General features: G+C 55.9%; 14 protein-coding genes. 13 read left to right on the forward strand and 1 reads right to left on the reverse strand.

The genetic code is table 11. From position 1 onward, the window contains the following. Positions 1-18: 18 nt before the first annotated feature. The 4 genes from recN (at position 19) to AV656_RS02455 (ending at position 5,009) form a co-directional block, all read left to right on the forward strand. Positions 19-1,710 carry a DNA repair protein RecN gene (gene recN / locus AV656_RS02440; protein ID WP_063178456.1) on the forward strand — a complete coding sequence of 564 codons (1,692 nt, stop codon included), beginning with the start codon at positions 19-21 and terminating at the stop codon, positions 1,708-1,710. A gap of 430 nt (positions 1,711-2,140) precedes the next feature. Next, positions 2,141-3,103 (forward strand): SpoIVB peptidase S55 domain-containing protein, encoded by a 963-nt coding sequence (locus AV656_RS02445; protein ID WP_063178458.1) that lies wholly within the window; start codon positions 2,141-2,143, stop codon positions 3,101-3,103. Positions 3,104-3,330: 227 nt separating this feature from the next. Beyond that, positions 3,331-4,119, forward strand: coding sequence for a sporulation transcription factor Spo0A (gene spo0A, locus AV656_RS02450; protein ID WP_063178460.1), 789 nt, complete (start codon positions 3,331-3,333; stop codon positions 4,117-4,119). Positions 4,120-4,292: 173 nt separating this feature from the next. After that, on the forward strand, positions 4,293-5,009 hold the full coding sequence (locus tag AV656_RS02455) for a glycerophosphodiester phosphodiesterase (protein WP_063178462.1): 717 nt from the start codon (positions 4,293-4,295) through the stop codon (positions 5,007-5,009). Positions 5,010-5,026: 17 nt separating this feature from the next. On the opposite strand, the gene AV656_RS02460 is transcribed toward AV656_RS02455, so the two are convergent. Next, complete coding sequence (locus AV656_RS02460; RefSeq protein ID WP_063178464.1) at positions 5,027-5,266, reverse strand: DUF2627 family protein; 240 nt, start codon at positions 5,264-5,266, stop codon at positions 5,027-5,029. 130 nt (positions 5,267-5,396) lie between these two features. On the opposite strand from AV656_RS02460, the gene AV656_RS02465 reads away from it, so the two are divergent. The 9 genes from AV656_RS02465 to meaB all read left to right on the forward strand — a co-directional run bounded on the left by AV656_RS02465 (position 5,397) and on the right by meaB (position 18,493). Continuing rightward, a complete protein-coding gene (locus AV656_RS02465) occupies positions 5,397-7,412 on the forward strand; it encodes a sigma 54-interacting transcriptional regulator (protein WP_063178466.1) in 2,016 nt (671 codons plus the stop codon). 29 nt (positions 7,413-7,441) lie between these two features. Continuing rightward, the gene (gene bcd / locus AV656_RS02470; RefSeq protein ID WP_082818570.1) at positions 7,442-8,545 is read left to right on the forward strand and encodes a branched-chain amino acid dehydrogenase; all 1,104 of its coding nucleotides are present in this window, start codon (positions 7,442-7,444) and stop codon (positions 8,543-8,545) included. Between the two features lie 45 nt (positions 8,546-8,590). After that, positions 8,591-10,018 carry a dihydrolipoyl dehydrogenase gene (gene lpdA / locus AV656_RS02475; RefSeq protein WP_063178468.1) on the forward strand — a complete coding sequence of 476 codons (1,428 nt, stop codon included), beginning with the start codon at positions 8,591-8,593 and terminating at the stop codon, positions 10,016-10,018. 20 nt (positions 10,019-10,038) lie between these two features. Continuing rightward, positions 10,039-11,046 (forward strand): thiamine pyrophosphate-dependent dehydrogenase E1 component subunit alpha, encoded by a 1,008-nt coding sequence (locus AV656_RS02480; RefSeq protein WP_063178470.1) that lies wholly within the window; start codon positions 10,039-10,041, stop codon positions 11,044-11,046. Beyond that, entirely contained in the window at positions 11,046-12,029 is a 984-nt protein-coding gene (locus AV656_RS02485) for an alpha-ketoacid dehydrogenase subunit beta (RefSeq protein WP_063178472.1), read from the forward strand. The genes AV656_RS02480 and AV656_RS02485 overlap by 1 nt, the downstream gene beginning before the upstream one ends. Before the next feature lie 20 nt (positions 12,030-12,049). Continuing rightward, positions 12,050-13,390 carry a dihydrolipoamide acetyltransferase family protein gene (locus tag AV656_RS02490; protein ID WP_156484781.1) on the forward strand — a complete coding sequence of 447 codons (1,341 nt, stop codon included), beginning with the start codon at positions 12,050-12,052 and terminating at the stop codon, positions 13,388-13,390. Positions 13,391-13,584: 194 nt separating this feature from the next. Then, a complete protein-coding gene (locus tag AV656_RS02495) occupies positions 13,585-15,273 on the forward strand; it encodes a methylmalonyl-CoA mutase family protein (RefSeq protein WP_063178474.1) in 1,689 nt (562 codons plus the stop codon). Further along, entirely contained in the window at positions 15,270-17,426 is a 2,157-nt protein-coding gene (gene scpA, locus AV656_RS02500) for a methylmalonyl-CoA mutase (RefSeq protein ID WP_063178476.1), read from the forward strand. Before AV656_RS02495 ends, scpA begins: the two co-directional genes overlap by 4 nt. After that, the gene (meaB, locus tag AV656_RS02505; RefSeq protein ID WP_063178478.1) at positions 17,423-18,493 is read left to right on the forward strand and encodes a methylmalonyl Co-A mutase-associated GTPase MeaB; all 1,071 of its coding nucleotides are present in this window, start codon (positions 17,423-17,425) and stop codon (positions 18,491-18,493) included. Before scpA ends, meaB begins: the two co-directional genes overlap by 4 nt. Positions 18,494-18,499 lie beyond the last annotated feature (6 nt).

Below are 18,499 nucleotides of genomic sequence, written 5' to 3' on the forward strand. Positions count from 1 at the left end.
CAGGGAGGTGAACGCCCCGTGCTGAGAGAACTGACAATCAAAAATTTTGCCATCATCCGCGACCTGTCGATCAGCTTTGATAACGGGCTGACCGTCCTGACCGGAGAAACGGGTGCCGGCAAATCCATCATCATCGATGCCGTCCAGCTGCTGGCCGGCGGAAGGGGATCGAGCGAATTTATCCGACACGGGGAAAAGAAAGCAGAGCTGGAAGGGATGTTCGAGGTGTCCCACAGTGCCCACCCGGTATTCCGGAAACTCGAAGAGTCGGGTATTCCGTCCGATGATGAGGGGACGGTGATCCTGAGACGTGATATCTCCGTTTCCGGAAAAAGCACTTGTCGTGTGAATGGCAAGCTAGTCACCCTTGCCATCCTCCGGGAAGTCGGTGCGGCGCTGATCGATATTCACGGCCAGCATGAAACACAGGAACTGATGGATGAGCAGCGCCATGTGCTTCTGCTGGATCAGTTCGGCTGGGGAACGATCGGAGCGGCCAAGGAAAGCTATTCTTCTCTCTATGACCGCTATGTCAAGCTGAAACGGCGGCTTACGCGGTATGATGAATCCGAACAGCAGGTGGCGCATCGGATCGATCTTTACCGGTTCCAATTGACGGAGATCGACGAGGCCGGCTTCTACGAAGGGGAGGAAGAAGAGCTGGAGGAAGAGCGCACGCGCCTGAAAAACTTCAATGCGATCTTCGAGCGGGTGTCCTCTGCATATGAAGCGATTCAGGGCGAGTCGAAAGGCCTCGACTGGACAGGCGCCGCCATGAGTGATCTTGAGCATGCGGCGGAAGTCGACTCGCAGGCAGGGGAATTTGCGACTTCCGTGTCAGATGCGTTCTATACACTCCAGGAAACCGCCTTTTCTTTGAAAAATATGCTCGACGGGATGGAGTTTGATCCGAACCGGCTCGATGAAGTGGAGCACCGGCTCGCAGTGCTCCAGACGATGAAGAGAAAGTATGGCGGGACAGTCGGGGAAATTCTCGCATATCGCGACAAGATTGCGGAAGAACTGGAGAAACTGATGAACCGCGATGAACGGCTGCAGGACGAACGGAAGGAAGTCGAATCGCTTGAAGCCGATCTTGCTGTCGAAGCGGGAGAGCTGGCGGAACTGAGAAGGGAAGCAGCGGTCCGCCTGGCGGAAGCCATCCACATGCAGCTTTCGGAGCTCTATATGGAGAAAGCACAGTTTACCGTAGAGTTCAGGAAACGCAGCCAGTTTGACCGGAACGGGGCGGAAGATGTCATCTTCCTCATATCCGCCAATGTGGGGGAACCGCCGAAGCCGCTCGCCAAAGTGGCATCAGGGGGAGAGCTTTCCCGGATCATGCTGGCACTCAAGACCATCTTCTCGAAACACCAGGAAGTCACATCGATCATTTTCGATGAAGTGGATACCGGTGTAAGCGGCCGGGTCGCACAGGCCATTGCCGAGAAAATAGCCGCAATCTCCATTCACTCCCAGGTGCTCTGCATCTCCCACCTGCCCCAGGTAGCGGCGATGGCGGACCACCACCTGTTTATCCGGAAGGAAGTCACAGGCGATCGCACGACCACATCCGTCAGGGAATTGGAAGGGATGGAGAGAACCGAGGAACTGAGCCGAATGATGACCGGCGCCGAAATGACCGACCTGACGAAGCGGCATGCAGAAGAGCTGCTCGTCATGGCGGAGGGCCGGAAAAGGGAAATGTGATTAGTAGAATAAATGACTAACTCCCCCTGACCCAAGCCGTAAAGGCTGCGGACAGGGGGAGTATTTTTTAAAAGCGCATGGCGAGTTTCGTTTATTCGCACGCAGGCAAGCCCGATTGACGAAACGACCATAGGAATGAAGAAACCTGGGTCCGTTACAAAACCGACAACAAATGACTGCCCAAAAAACTGCAAAAATGGCGTCGGAATTACGGCGCCATCTTTCTTTTGCATTAATTTGCGCATATTAACTGAAATGATGTCTGCCGGCATGCAATTTAATATTTCTTTTCACTTTCTCCGGGTTTTGCGGAAAAACCCTCTGTTTGCAGTGCCTTTCGGCATTCCCGGATTTTCATGCTACATTATACCGGACATAAGAAATCCGGCCGGACACATAGTAACGATATAACAGCACGAGGAGGTGAACCATGCGATGGATTAGCCGGAAGCTGATGCTGCCCGCACTGCTCGCCGTCCTGTTTTTATCAGGCGCCTCCGGTGCGGCAGCGGACGGACCGAAGACCCTGATTCCGATGGGGCACTCAATCGGCATCCATCTGGAATTGGGGATGCTCATCGTCACGGATGATGTTCTGATTGCGGACGACCAGTGGCTAAAAGCCGGAGATATTTTGAAATCGCTCGACGGCAAAGAAGTCAGCACGCTCCAGGATATCACAAAAGCCGCCAAAGCGCCGGGCGGTGCGGAATCGGTACTTGAAATTGAACGTGAAGGAAGCAAGATGGAGATCGGCGCAACAAAAAAAGAACTCCTTAACCTGCATTCCTTCATCCGGGAGAGGACAGAAGGGATCGGTACGCTGACGTATGTGGACCCGGAAACCGGTGAATACGGCGCGCTTGGACACCAGATCATCGACCGGACACTTGATGGTGCACCGCCATTTTCCGGAGGCTCGATTTTTCTGGCAGACGTTGAACAGATCAAAAAAAGCGAGCCGGGAAAGCCGGGATACAAAATTTCTTCGATTGAATCCGGACATCAGCTCCTGGGCGACATCCGCGAAAATGAAATCTATGGGATATTCGGTAAATGGTCATCATCGTTAACAGGAGCATTCCCGAAACCTATGGAGATTATGCGGCCGGCTCAGATCCGCGAAGGGGAAGCGGACATCTATACAACCATCAAGGGAACCGAGATCGACAAGTACAGTATCAAGATCACGGCAGCGGCGGATGATGTGTTCCGATTTACCGTAACGGACCGTGAACTGATTGAAAAAACGGGCGGAATCCTGCAGGGCATGAGCGGCAGCCCGATTATTCAGGATGGGAAATTCGCCGGTGTCGTGACCCATATGTTTGTCGAGGAACCCCTGAAAGGCGCGGCTCTTCCCGTCGAAGAAATGATTAAACGAAAACCTTAGAAAAAAATGTGCTGGCCATACCTATAATGGTATGGCTTTTTCCTTTTTCTGCATTATAATAAAGGTGGAACGACAATCTTTTGAATTGTGGGATTCCGTCGAATCATGTCGGAAATATCGTCCATGAGTCTTATTTTATGAATTGCTGAAGGTGTAAACGGTAGGATGTCGAATTATATTTAATAGGCTTCGGACCAGGGTTCGCTCTCAGAAGGGGGAAATGCACATTGGAAAAAATCAAAGTTGCAGTGGCGGATGACAATCGGGAACTTGTAAGGACTATGCTCATTTATTTTGAAAATCATCCGGAAATCGAGGTAATCGGTACGGCCGCTAACGGAAAGCTTTGCCTGAACATGCTCGAAGAAAACAAGCCGGATGTCTTGCTTCTGGATATCATCATGCCTCATTTGGACGGTATAGGAGTCCTGGAAGAACTCCAGGCAAACGGCGGTGCGGGGGACATGAACATCATCATGCTCACTGCGTTTGGCCAGGAGGAAATCATGAAGCAGGCCGCTGAGCTCGGCGCATCCTACTTTATCCTGAAACCATTTGAATTTGACCGGCTTGTCCATCAGATCCTGCAGATGAAAAATGGACGTCAGCTGAAATCCGGCGGACAGGCTCCTGAACCCGGCAAACAGCAGACGCTCAGCAAAAAAGCGATTGACACTGCAATTACCGCCATCATCAAGGAAATCGGGGTTCCTGCACACATCAAGGGGTATGCCTTCCTGCGTGAGGCCATTACGATGGTGTACCATGATGTCGATCTTCTCGGGTCCGTCACGAAGGTGCTGTATCCGGAAATTGCCGAGAAATTCAACACGACGCCATCCCGTGTCGAGCGGGCGATCCGCCACGCCATCGAAGTCGCTTGGAATCGGGGGAATTATGAAGTCATTTCGAAGATGTTCGGCTATACGGTCCATCATATGAAGAGCAAGCCGACCAACTCGGAATTCATCGCGATGGTATCTGACCGTCTCCGTCTGGAATTTATGACCGCCTGACTGAAAACCGCACTCATACCGGCACTTGCCGACTACTGCCGTCCGGAACATCCGGGCGGCTTTTTCCGTTATATAATAGGAAGCCGCATCTGGTGGTTGCCCTTGCGCGGATCCGTTTTTAATTTCCGCTTCAGGGGAAAAGGCGGATAGGATGCCAGAAAGGTAGGGAAATCATGAGAAAAGTGTATGCACATAGGGGGGCTTCCGGCTACGCATTTGAAAATACGCTTAAAGCATTTGAAAAAGCAGTTGAATTCGAGGCCGGGATCGAGACCGATTTGCAGCTGACCAAAGATGGCGTGCCGGTCATCATTCACGATGCCGACCTGTACCGCGTCACCGGACTGCGCAAATTCATTACGGAACTGACACTTGATGAATTGAGGGCACTGAAGGTCGGACGGAACCGTTGGAAGAGGGTGTTCGGGAAACCGGTAATGACATACCGGGAATTTTTTGAATGGGCATATGAGGCAGGCTGCCCTGCGCTCAACATTGAGCTGAAAGAGACATTCCTGGACCATCCGACGGCGGTTGAACAGGTTGTGATGGCCTCTAAAGGATATCCGGACCTTCATTTTTCCTCATTTCACTACCCGTTGCTGATGAGGGTCAAGCAGACCGATCCTGGCATAGAGACGGCGCTGATCGTGACCAGAAAGTCACGCTGGGACAATCTCAGGGTGTACGCGAGCTCGGATGGATTCCACATCCACAAGCGTCTGTGGTCCGGCAAATACCTGGGGGCCATTGAGCGGGAAGGCAAATTTGCCCGGGTCTACGGCGTCGACGGTACCGAACCGTTCATTCCGAAACCCGAACCCTTCATCCGCGGTTGGATCACCGACTTTCCGGGCACGGTGATAGAAGCGATGCAAAAAGGTTCCTGACATGAAGTCAGGAACCTTTAGTCTTTTCGCTTAAACCGATCTTTCGGTATTTTGCCGTTGCGCTGGTCCCGTCTGTACAGGAAGCCTGCGAAGAATCCGATGCAGAGAATCAGGATGACGAGGCCGAATACGAACTGGGACCAGACGGGAAACACGGATGCCTGCACACCGAACAGGGCGTCGCGCATGAGTTTGATGCCCCATGCGGCGCCGATGCCCGGAATAAGCAGAACGATGAAGGCGGCGAGCCGCTGCATGTTGATCTCTCCCTTTCTGTCGAGTTTATTTTCCTTTTGAAGATGAGGATTGTCAAGGAGACTGCTATCCGGTATGATAAAGTTGATTATGCAAAGCATTGCACAAATCTCAAGAAGGGCCTGAAGGATTTTGCAGAATGTACTTGTTGTAGGGGCCGGAGCCGGCGGCACCGCCATTTTAAAACTTCTTCTGCAACTCGATTATATGAATGTCGCCGGAATCGTCGACCCGAATCCTGAAGCTCCCGGAATCAGGCTTGCGGATGAAAACGGCATCCCACACGGCAATGACTGGCGCCCTTTCATCTCCAATGATCTTCATATGATTTTCGATGTGACGGGCGAACAGGGCATCTTCGGAGAGCTTCTTAAGGCCAGGCCGGCGCATGCCGTCCTGATTCCCGGCACCATCGCAAAGCTGCTAGTCAGCCTGCTTGAGGAAAATGCCCAATACATCGAGCGACTCCGGTCGGAAACCGGCCGCAACAAGATGATCTTTGATTCTCTGGATGAGGGCATGATCGGGACTGACCGGGAAGGGATCATCCGATTTTTTAACCGGAGTGCATCCCTTATCACCGGTACGCCCGTGCGCAGCGCGCTCGGCCGCCACATACTCGAAGTCATCCCGGACAGCAATCTGCCGCACGTCGCCAAAACCGGGATTCCGGAGCTGAATCGCGAGCTGACTCTTTCAAATGGAACCCGAGTCGTGACGTCCAGACGGCCGATCAGCGATTCTTCCGGCAATCGTACAGGAGCCTTCGCGGTTTTCAGGGATATTTCCGGTGTGGTTGAACTTGCAGAGGAAATCACCAATCTGAAGGAAATCCAGTCAATGCTGGAAGCGATCATTCATTCGAGTGATGATGCCATCTCAGTCGTCGACGAGAATGGCCGCGGCATCATGATCAATCCTGCCTACACCCGGCTCACCGGACTTACGGAAGCGGATGTCATTGGAAAGCCGGCCACGGTCGACATCACCGAGGGTGATAGTATCCACATGAAGGTGCTTGAAACCGGCCGGCCCATCCGGGGGGTCAGGATGCGTGTCGGCCCTGCGGCAAGGGAAGTCGTCGTCAACGTGGCACCGATCCTCGTTGGCGACCAACTGAAAGGAAGCATCGGCATCATTCATGACCTGACGGAAATGCGTGAGCTTGCCGATGAACTCGACCATGCCCGCCGGATCATCCGATCTCTTGAAACCCGCTACACGTTCGAGGATCTTGTCGGAGAGTCGCCTGAGATGCAGCTGGCGATCCAGCAGGCGAGACTTGCGGCCACGCTTTCGCTGCCGATCTTGCTTCGCGGGGAATCCGGAACGGGCAAGGAAGTGTTCGCCCAGGCGATTCATCACGAGGCCGGACGCGGGAACTTTGTCCGCGTGAACTGCTCGGCGATTCCGGAAGATCGCCTCTCACTGGAACTTTTCGGTTCGGAGAAGCCAACAGCAGACGGGAAAACAGAAGTGGTCGAAGGCTTGTTTGAAGAGGCTCATGGCGGCACACTGTTCATCGATGAAATCGGCGAGCTTCCTCAGGATGTCCAGGTCGCTCTCCTGAGGGTACTGGAGGAACATGAATTTTACCGTACCGGCGGCAGCCGGCCTGTCCCGGTTTCTGTCAGGGTGATCGCCGCCACCAACCGGAACCTCGAGAAGTTCATGAGGGAAGGAAGTTTCAGGGAAGACCTGTTCCACCGCCTGAACCGGATGCCCGTCCATATCCCTCCGCTTCGTCAGCGCAGGGGCGATATCAAGCTGCTTGCGGAAAAGCTGCTGCCAAAGCTGAACCGTGATCTCGGGCGCTCCGTCACGGAAATTTCCGAGGACGCCGCCTCCCTGCTCAGGCAGCACACTTGGCCGGGGAACGTCCGGGAGCTGGAAAACGTCATCAGCCGGGCTCTGATCTTCATGCAGCCGGCAGACAAATTACTCGACAAACCAGATCTTTCCGCCGTATTCCAGGCAGAGGGGAACGGGTTGGCAGGCACTCTGGCCGAACAGCTGGATGCCCATGAAAAGTTAATTCTTAAGGAAGCGCTTACATCTTGTGCGGGCAACAAGTCCGATGCCGCCAAACAGCTGGGAATTTCGGTCCGGACGCTTTATTACAAACTGGAGAAGCACCGGCTTGTCTGAAAGCCGTGCACGTGATTATAAGGAGGAGAATGATGATGGAATTGTTTAAATACCTCGAGGAAAGTGATTACGAACAAGTGGTGTTCTGCCATGACAAGACATCCGGCCTGAAGGCGATCATCGCCATTCATGACACCACGCTCGGCCCGGCGCTTGGCGGCGCCCGGATGTGGACGTATGAAACGGAAGAGGAAGCAGTCATCGATGCTCTCCGCCTGTCCAAAGGCATGACATACAAGAATGCGGCAGCCGGACTGAACCTGGGCGGCGGCAAGACCGTCATTATCGGGAATCCGAAAACCGACAAAAACGAAGAGATGTTCCGCGCTTTCGGACGCTACATCCAGGGGCTGAACGGACGCTATATCACTGCTGAAGATGTGGGCACAACCGAAGAGGATATGGACATCATCCACCAGGAGACGGACTTCGTCACCGGTATTTCGCCGACACATTCGGGATCTTCGGGAAATCCTTCCCCGGTCACGGCTTACGGTGTCTATCGCGGGATGAAGGCTGCCGCGAAGGAAGCTTTCGGTTCCGATTCACTGGAAGGGAAGACGGTGGCGGTACAGGGTGTCGGAAACGTAGCGTTTGCGCTTTGCCGCCACCTGCACGAGGAAGGCGCGAAACTGATTGTGACGGACATCAACGAAGAAGCTGTCCGCCGCGCCGTGGAGGAATTCAATGCGGAAGCGGTCGGCACCAACGATATCTACGGTGTGGAGTGTGACATCTATGCTCCATGTGCGCTCGGCGCGACCGTCAATGACGAAACAATCCCTCAGCTGAAGGCGAAAGTCATCGCGGGTTCTGCAAATAACCAGCTGAAGACACCTGAACACGGTGACCGCATCCATGAGATGGGCATCGTTTATGCGCCTGACTACATTATCAACGCGGGCGGCGTCATCAATGTGGCCGATGAGCTGGAAGGCTATAATCGCGAGCGGGCGATGAAGAAAGTCGAGAAAATCTACGACACGATCGCAAAAGTCTTTGAGATTTCGAAGCGTGACGGCATCCCTTCCTACGCTGCCGCAGACCGCCTTGCAGAAGAGCGCATCGCAAACATGGCGCGGTCGCGCGGCCAGTTCCTCCGAAACGGCAAGGATACACTGCACCGCCGCTGACAGAGAACATACCTTGCCATTCCAAAGGATAAAGGAGGCCACCCAATGGCTCTAGAATATGATGTCATCATCCTCGGCGGCGGAACCGGCGGCTATGTTGCCGCCATCCGTTCCGCTCAGCTGGGGCTGAAGACGGCAGTCGTCGAAAAAGGAAAGCTCGGCGGCACCTGCCTGCACCGCGGCTGCATCCCGTCAAAGGCACTGCTCCGGAGTGCCGAAGTCTACCGCCTTGCCAAAGAGGAAGCAGAATCGTTCGGTGTCATGACCGGAGAAGTCTCGCTTGCATTTGACCGGGTACAACGGCGGAAGCAGTCGATTGTCGACGGCCTGCATAATGGCGTCCGGTCCCTGATGAAAAAAGGGAAAATCGATGTCTACGAAGGAACGGGCAGGATTCTCGGACCGTCCATCTTCTCTCCGATGCCCGGGACCATTTCGGTCGAGTATGAAGACGGCCGCGAAAACGATATCCTGATTCCCCAGAACGTGATCGTCGCCACCGGCTCCAGGCCCAGGACGCTGTCCGGACTGGAAATCGACGGCACAGACGTGCTCACTTCAGATGAGGCACTCTCTCTCGACAAGCTTCCCGCTTCGATCCTGATCATCGGGGGCGGTGTCATCGGGATCGAGTGGGCCTCGATGCTGAACGATTTCGGTGTGGATGTCACCGTCGCCGAATATGCGGACCGGATCCTCCCGACAGAGGATGCCGACATTTCCCGTGAAATGGAGAAACTGCTGAAAAAACGCGGCATCCGTTTCGCCACTTCCGCGGAAGTGTTGCCTGAATCCCTTCAAAAGCAGGCCGGCACCGTGTCCATCGATGCAAAGGTCGGCGAAGGAACAGAGACGTTCGCCGCAGAAAAGGTGCTTGTCAGCGTCGGCCGGCAGGCCAACACGGAAGGGATCGGCCTGGAAAATACCGATATCGAACTTGACGGCGGTTTTATCAAAGTCAAGAAGACTTACCAGACAAAAGAGTCTCATATCTATGCGATCGGAGATGTGATCGGCGGCCTCCAGCTGGCCCACGTGGCATCCCATGAAGGGATCGCGGCAGTTGAGCATATCGCCAGGACAGATGCCCACCCGGTTGACCCCGACATGGTGCCGCGCTGCATCTATTCGAGTCCGGAAGCCGCTTCGGTCGGCATCACGGAACTGCAGGCCAAGGATCGCGGATTTGATGTCAAGGTCGGCAAATTCCCGTTCAAGGCCATCGGAAAGGCGCTTGTCCACGGGGAGTCCGAAGGCTTCGTGAAGATCGTCGCCGACAAGGAATCCGACGACATTCTCGGAATCCATATGATCGGCCCGCATGTCACCGACCTGATTTCCGAGGCAGGCCTGGCGAAAGTCCTTGATGCCACGCCTTGGGAAGTCGCATCCCTTGTCCACCCGCACCCTTCGCTGAGCGAAGTGATGGGTGAAGCGGCACTTGCCGTAGACGGCAAGGCCATCCATATGTAATCAAAGGGGGAAACCGAAAGATGACCAACAACCGTCATGAACAGCTTGGGCTCTCGAATGAAGATGTCCTGCGCATGTACGAGACGATGCTGACCGCACGCCGGCTTGATGAACGCATGTGGCTGCTGAACCGATCAGGCAAGATCCCGTTCGTCATCTCCTGCCAGGGGCAGGAGGCGGCCCAGGTGGGTGCAGCATTCGCGCTTGATACGGAAAAAGACTACATTGCACCGTATTACCGCGACATGGGCGTCGTCCTCCATTTCGGTATGACGCCGAAAGACCTGATGCTGAGCGCATTTGCGAAAGCTGAAGATCCCAACTCCGGCGGCCGGCAGATGCCGGGCCACTTCGGTCAGAAAAAAAACCGCATCCTTACCGGTTCCTCTCCGGTTACCACACAGCTCCCTCATGCCGTCGGCGTGGCACTGGCGGGCAAGATCAAGAAAAAAGACTTTATCACGTTTGTGACGCTTGGCGAAGGTTCCTCCAACCAGGGGGACTTCCATGAAGGAGCCAACTTTGCCGGAGTCCATAAGCTGCCGACCATCATCATGGTGGAAAACAACAAATATGCGATCTCCGTGCCGCTTGAGAAGCAGCTGGCGTGCGAGAACGTCTCGGACCGTGCACCGGGTTACGGAATGCCGGGTCATACAGTGGACGGCACCGACCCGCTTGCCGTCTATGAAGTCGTCAAGGCGGCTGCCGACCGGGCACGTGCCGGCGAAGGCCCGACGCTCGTCGAAACGATCTGCTACCGCCTGACCGCGCACTCTTCGGATGATGATCACCGCGCCTATCGCTCTGAAGAGGACCTGAAGGCGGAACGCGAGAAAGATCCGATCCCGCGCTTTGCAGCCTACCTGAAGGAAGCAGGCGTGCTGGATGACGAGACCGAGAAGGAAATGGAAGATCGCGTGAAGCAGGCCGTCAACGAAGCGACGGATTATGCGGAGGCGGCTCCATATGCAAAACCGGAAGAGGCGCTGAAGTATGTGTATGCGGAACAGGGAGGGGATGAATAATGGCGGTACGTTCCTATATCGATGCCATTACGCTCGCGATGAAAGAAGAGATGGAGCGTGACGAGAACGTCTTCATCCTCGGTGAGGATGTCGGGAAGAAAGGCGGCGTCTTCAAGGCGACACAGGGGCTCTATGACCAGTTCGGGGAGGAGCGGGTGATTGACACCCCTCTTGCCGAGTCGGCGATTGCGGGTGTAGGAATCGGCGCGGCCATGTATGGCATGCGGCCGATTGCGGAGATGCAGTTTGCGGACTTCATCATGCCTGCAGTCAACCAGATCATTTCTGAAGCAGCACGCATCCGCTACCGCTCAAACAATGACTGGCACTGCCCAATCGTCGTTCGTGCCCCGTTCGGCGGCGGCGTCCACGGTGCGCTCTACCATTCCCAGTCGGTGGAAGCGGTTTTCGCCAACCAACCGGGCCTGAAGATCGTCATTCCTTCAACGCCATATGACGCGAAGGGTCTTCTGAAAGCGGCCATCCGCGACGACGATCCCGTCCTGTTCTTTGAACACAAGCGCGCCTACCGTCTGATCAAAGGGGAAGTGCCTGACGACGATTACACACTTCCGATCGGAAAAGCGGACATCAAGCGCGAGGGTGAAGACATTACCGTCATCACCTACGGCCTTGCGGTCCATTTCGCCCTTCAGGCAGCCGAGCGGCTTGCAGAGGACGGCATTTCTGCACATATCCTCGACCTCAGGACCGTTTACCCGCTTGACCGCGATGCCATCGTTGAGGCGGCATCGAAAACGGGCAAAGTGCTCCTCGTCACCGAAGACAACAAGGAAGGCAGCATCATGAGCGAAGTGGCGGCCATCATCGCGGAAGAGTGCCTGTTTGACCTGGATGCACCGATCCAGCGCCTTGCCGGGCCGGATGTGCCGGCGATGCCATACGCACCGACAATGGAGAAATACTTCATGATCAATCCGGACAAGGTCGAGAAAGCGATGCGCGATCTCGCGGAATTCTGATACGGACGGAGGGCTAACAATTGCCGAAACAAACCATCACCATGCCCCAGCTGGGCGAAAGCGTGACTGAGGGCACGATTGAACGCTGGCTCGTGAAACCGGGCGATACGGTCGAGAAATACGACCCCCTCGCAGAGGTCAACACGGACAAGGTGACGGCCGAAATTCCGTCGTCCTTCTCCGGCACGGTCACGGAACTCATCGCCAATGAAGGCGACACACTCGAAGTCGGTGCCGCAGTATGTACGATCGAGACGGAAGGCGGCGTCTCCGCAGAGGCAGAAGCCGCGCCCGAAAAAGGCGAACCGGCCAACGAAATGCCGGCTGCCGGCTCCGACAAGCCTGAAGATCTATCCGGGAACACCGGATCTTCCGCTCCTGTCAAAGCCGATGCATCAGGCGCGAGGTATTCACCGGCCGTCCTTCGGCTATCCCAGGAACACGGAATTGACCTTTCGCAGGTCGAGGGTACCGGCCGTGGCGGCCGGATCACCCGGAAGGACCTCACGCGTCTGATCGAGTCGGGGAATATCCCGAAAGAAGCGGCTGCCCGACAGGCAGAACCGGCTAAAACACAGGCGGGCGAACCGTTACAGGAAGCCGCACCCGCTCCGGCAAAACAGCCGGAACGTCCGGCAGCCGGCGTCCAGACGGCCGACGGTGATATTGAAATCCCGGTATCCGGGGTGCGCCGCGCGATCGCGAACAATATGCTGCGGTCCAAACAGGAGGCGCCGCATGCATGGACAATGGTCGAAGTGGATGTCACGGGCCTGGTCCAATACCGCGATTCCATCAAAAACGAGTTCAAGAGCAAAGAAGGATTCGGCCTGACCTATTTCGCCTTCTTTGTGAAGGCCGTGGCCCAGGCGCTGAAGGAATTTCCGATGATGAATTCGATGTGGGCGGGCGACAAGATCGTCCAGAAAAAAGCGGTCAACATCTCGATTGCCGTCGCGACAGAAGATGCCCTGTTTGTTCCGGTTATCCGGGACGCGGACGAAAAAACAATCAAGGGCATTGCGAGGGAAATCAAGGAACTGGCTGATAAGGTCCGTTCAGGCAAGCTCAAATCCGAAGAAATGCAGGGCGGCACGTTCACGGTGAACAACACCGGATCGTTCGGTTCCGTCCAGTCGATGGGAATCATCAACTATCCGCAGGCCGCGATCCTCCAGGTGGAATCGATCGTCAAGCGCCCGGTCATTATGGAAGGCGGCATGTTCGCAGCCCGCGACATGGTCAATCTCTGCCTGTCACTCGACCACCGGGTGCTGGACGGCCTGGTGGCAGGACGGTTCCTCGCAAGGGTCAAGGAAATCCTTGAGAACATTTCAGGTGAGAATACATCCGTCTACTGACTGTACCGGCCGGGAAGCTTACCGCTTCCCGGTCTTTGTTTTTGCAAGAGGGAGAGGCAGTTGAATTCTGTATGATTTCGGCTGGATTTCGCTTGTTCGGGCAGGCATCTTCATAGAATAGCATTCCGCCTTTAAAGCCTTCCGTTTCTCCGGTAGAATGAAAATAGGCAAAATTCAAATTGGGGGAGATGTATATGACAATCCATACGATGAAACAGACATCGTTTGAACGCCCCGCCATGGGGGAATGGCGGAAAGCGGCTGAGTCTTCGCTGAAAGGGAAACCGCTTGCATCACTTGAAACTCCGACACCTGAAGGGATCACACTGAAGCCGCTTTATACGGCGGACGATATCCCGGAAGGGCAGGATGAACGGCTTAATGCAATTCGGAACGGGATCGGGAAGACCGACTGGACGCTGCTCCAGGAAACCCGGGAGACCAATCCTTCCGCATACCTGGAAAAGGCGAAGTCTGCGGTTGATCGGGGGAACGGGGCGGTCGTCTATACAGGCGGATGGAAAAAGGGAGCGGACAATGAAGTGCTGGACGCACTGGCAGCGCTGATCACAGAAGTGCCTGTTTATGTACGGTGCCGCCCGGATGATCCGTTTCTCGCCGTATTCGGCAGTGTTCCGGAAGACAAGAGGCGGCTGGTTGCCGGCTTTGCGGACGTGGACCGGTCTGCGGACCTTTCCCGCCGGTTCCCGTCTCTCCGCACCATCGCAGTGGATACAGCGGCTGTACATATGAAAGGGGCGGATGCGGTGACAGAGCTGGCTGCAGCCCTTTCCAAAGCAGCAAAAATCGCAGAGGAAGAAGATGACTTTGGCGCAATGGCCAGGAAGCTCTTCTTCACTTTTGATATCGACACACACTTTTTTACGGAGATCGCCAAACTCCGTGCATTCCGGCTGCTGTTCAGGTCATTTGCGGCCGCGTATGGCGAGGAGGATCCGGTGCATGTTCCGGTCATCGCGAGGACGTCGCTGCGCACTTATACGCTTGCCGATCCGTATGTTAACTTGCTCAGAAGCGGCAATGGGGCATTTGCCGCTGCGCTTGGCGGCGCCGATGCCATCACGGTCGCGCCTCTTGACGCCCTGACAGGAAGCACGGGTTTCTCCGAGCGCGTTGCGCGCAATGTCCAGCACATTCTCAAGGAGGAAGCCCATGCAGATCGCGTCCTGGATCCTGCAGGGGGTTCCTACTACATCGAGTCACTGACCGAGTCGATTTACCGGAAAGCCTGGGACCTGTTCATCGAATTCGAGAAACAGGGAGGCATTGCGGCCATCGACGCAGACGGCGCACTGGACCGTTTGCTGGCGGAGAAAAGAGAGGCACGCATCCGTCGTCTCGCCGAACGGAAAGAGTCACTGATCGGGACGAACATTTATGCCGATCCCGAAGAGGAACTTCAGAAGCAGGCAGATGATGATGCAGAAGGCCGATTCGCCGAACCGTTTGAAGCGCTCCGGTACGCCCTCCAGGGAAGCAGGGTCCATCTGATCCGGCTCGGCAGCCTGAAGGCCGTCAAGCCGGTCGCCGACTTCACGGCGGGTGTGCTTGCCGTCGGCGGCATCCGTCCGGAACTGTCACCGTTGTTTGAAACAGCCGAAGAGGCATTGGACTATCTGAAGTCGGAGCTGCCGGAATATGCCGTTCTATGTTCACCTGCCGAACAGGCCGAAGAAGCGGCACGCACAATTCTGCAGGACAAGCCCGATGCCACGGTACTTGATGCAGCGGGGCGTTATCCGGAAGACATCGCCGCATCGCTCCGGGAAGCCGGGCTCAACGGCTTCTACCACCGTGGCCAGGATATTCTGGACAAACTGGCAGAACTGAAGGGGATTCTTGAAGGGGGAACGCAGCGATGAACAAACCAGACTTTACAAAAATTGATCCGGATCAGGTCCTGAAGGGGAGCACACACCCGGAAGCCGGCGGAGCACCCGTGGAAGCGTATGAGGGCATCGGCATCCTTCCGTCTTATACGGGAAAAGACCTTGATGGGCTGAGACACCTCTCCGACATGCCGGGCATCGCGCCGAACACGCGCGGTCCTTACCCGACGATGTATGTGTCCCGCCCGTGGACTGTCCGCCAATATGCAGGCTTTTCCACTGCCGAGGAAAGCAACGCGTTCTACCGCCGGAACCTGGCGATGGGACAAAAGGGTCTTTCCGTGGCTTTCGACCTTGCGACACACCGCGGCTATGATTCCGACCACCCGAGGGTTTCAGGAGATGTCGGTAAGGCAGGCGTGGCCATCGATTCGGTCGAAGATATGAAAATTCTGTTTGACGGCATTCCGCTGGACCAGATGTCTGTGTCGATGACGATGAACGGTGCGGTCATCCCGGTCATGGCATTTTACATCGTGGCGGCTGAAGAACAGGGCGTCGCGCCTGAAAAGCTGTCCGGAACCATCCAGAATGACATCCTGAAGGAATATATGGTCCGTAACACATATATTTATCCGCCCGAGATGTCCATGCGGATCATTGCTGATATTTTCGAATACACCTCCCAAAATATGCCGAAGTTTAATTCAATCTCGATCTCCGGCTATCACATGCAGGAAGCCGGAGCGACGGCAGACATCGAGCTTGCCTATACGCTCGCGGATGGGCTGGAATATGTCCGCACCGGTCTCAAAGCCGGTATCGACATTGATTCGTTCGCCCCGCGGCTCAGCTTCTTCTGGGCAATCGGCATGAACTACTTCATGGAAGTCGCAAAGATGCGGGCGGCGCGCCGTATCTGGGCACAGATGATGAAGTCGTTTGAACCGAAAAATCCAAAATCACTTGCGCTCCGTACCCATTCACAAACATCGGGCTGGAGCCTGACCGAGCAGGATCCGTTCAACAACGTCACCCGGACACTGATCGAAGCGAACGCAGCGGCGATGGGTCATACCCAGTCTCTCCACACGAATGCGCTCGATGAGGCGATCGCCCTTCCAACCGACTTCTCCGCACGCATCGCGCGGAACACGCAGCTGTTCCTCCAGGAGGAAACCCAGATGACCAATGTCATCGACCCGTGGGGAGGCTCCTACTTTGTCGAGAAGCTGACTGACGAGCTGATGCAGAAGGCGTGGGATCTGATCGAAGAGATCGAAGAACTCGGCGGCATGGCAAAAGCCATCGAAACGGGCCTGCCGAAGATGAAGATCGAGGAAGCCGCGGCACGCCGTCAGGCGCAGATCGACTCCGGATCGGAATCCATTATCGGTGTGAACAAATACCGTCCCGAAGAGGAAGACCCGATCGAGATCCTCGACATCGACAATACAGAAGTGCGGCGGAAGCAGATCGAGCGCCTTGAGAAGATGAAAGCCCAACGAGACGAAGCGGTTGTCCGGATGGCACTTGACAAGCTGACCGAAGCTGCCGGGGGAAGTGAAGGGAACCTTCTGGCCCTCGCTGTTGATGCGGCACGGGCACGCGCATCGATCGGGGAGATCTCCGATGCGATTGAGAAGGCATCCGGCCGCCATAAGGCCGTCATCCGTTCAATCAGCGGTGTATACAGCTCGAATTTCACCGACTCCGAGGCGATTGAAGAAGTGAAGGAAATGACCGGTGAATTCATGGAAAACGAGGGCCGCCGGCCGCGCATCATGGTCGCGAAAATGGGCCAGGATGGTCATGACCGAGGCGCCAAGGTGGTCGCAACGGCGTTTGCCGACCTCGGCTTCGACGTCGACATCGGACCACTTTTCCAGACACCGGCCGAGACGGCCCTGCAGGCGGCAGAAAATGACGTACACGCAGTGGGCGTGAGCTCGCTTGCCGCCGGGCACAAAACGCTCATCCCGGAGCTGATCGAAGAGCTCCGTAAAATCGGACGCGAGGACATCGTTGTGTTCGCAGGCGGCGTCATTCCCGCGAAGGATTATGATTTCCTGTATGATGCGGGCGTTGCAGCCATCTTCGGGCCGGGTACCGTCATCCCGGTATCCGCGCAGAAAGTCATTGAAGCCATTTACAGCAAGATCGGCTACGAGGAAGCCGTCGATTGACGGAACGGGAAAAAGAGGCCCGCAAGCGGACCGAAGGCGGTGTTCCGCCGCATGACGGCATGTCCGCGGGACCGAGAAAACGATTTGTCAAAAAGCGTCGCCCCGTTCCGGCAGACGAACTTGCCGGAGAAATCCGGTCGGGCTCCCGGCTGGCGCTGGCAAAAGGCATCACCCTGCTGGAAAGCCGCTCTCCGGAAGACCGGAAGGCTGCACAGGAGCTACTCCTCGGCCTGCTGCCGGATTCCGGCAACAGCGTCCGCATCGGGATCACCGGGGTGCCGGGTGCCGGAAAAAGCACATTCATCGAGTCTTTCGGGCTCATGCTTGCGGAGGCCGGCCACAAGGTGGCAGTGCTCGCGATTGATCCGAGCTCTACCGTCACCGGAGGAAGCATTCTCGGGGACAAGACGAGAATGGAAGAGCTTGCCCGGCATCCGAATGCATTCATCCGCCCATCGCCTTCATCCGGAACACTCGGCGGCGTACACCGAAAGACGCGGGAGACCATGCTGCTCTGCGAGGCGGCGGGATATGACATCATCCTCATTGAAACGGTCGGCGTCGGTCAGAGTGAAACCGCGGTCAGAGGCATGGCAGACTTTTTCCTGCTTCTCGTCCTGACCGGTGCAGGCGATGAGCTCCAGGGCGTCAAGAAAGGCATCATGGAACTTGCGGACGGAATCATTGTCCACAAGGCGGACGGCGACAACATCATTCCGGCGAAGCGGACAGCGAGGGAGTATAAACAGTTTCTCCATATGCTCCAGCCGGCCACTCCGGGGTGGCAGACAACCGTCCATCCCGTATCTTCGCTTGCCGGTAACGGACTGGAAGACGTTTGGGAGACGATTCTTGGCTTCAGGGAAAACATGTCCGGTACCGGGGAATGGGACAGAAGGCGGCGGGATCAGCTGAAGGCCTGGTTCCGCCAGTCGATTGAGGATTGGCTGATTGATTCGTTCTACGCATCCGAAGGCAGGAAAAAAGAGGTCGAACGCCTCGAGGGCAAGATTCTCGATGGCCGGCTGACCGTGACGGCGGCGGTTGAGGAATTATTCCGCGGCTGAGACTCG

This window comes from Bhargavaea cecembensis (assembly GCF_001619585.1).
GTDB classification, from domain to species: Bacteria; Bacillota; Bacilli; order Bacillales_A; family Planococcaceae; genus Bhargavaea; species Bhargavaea cecembensis_A.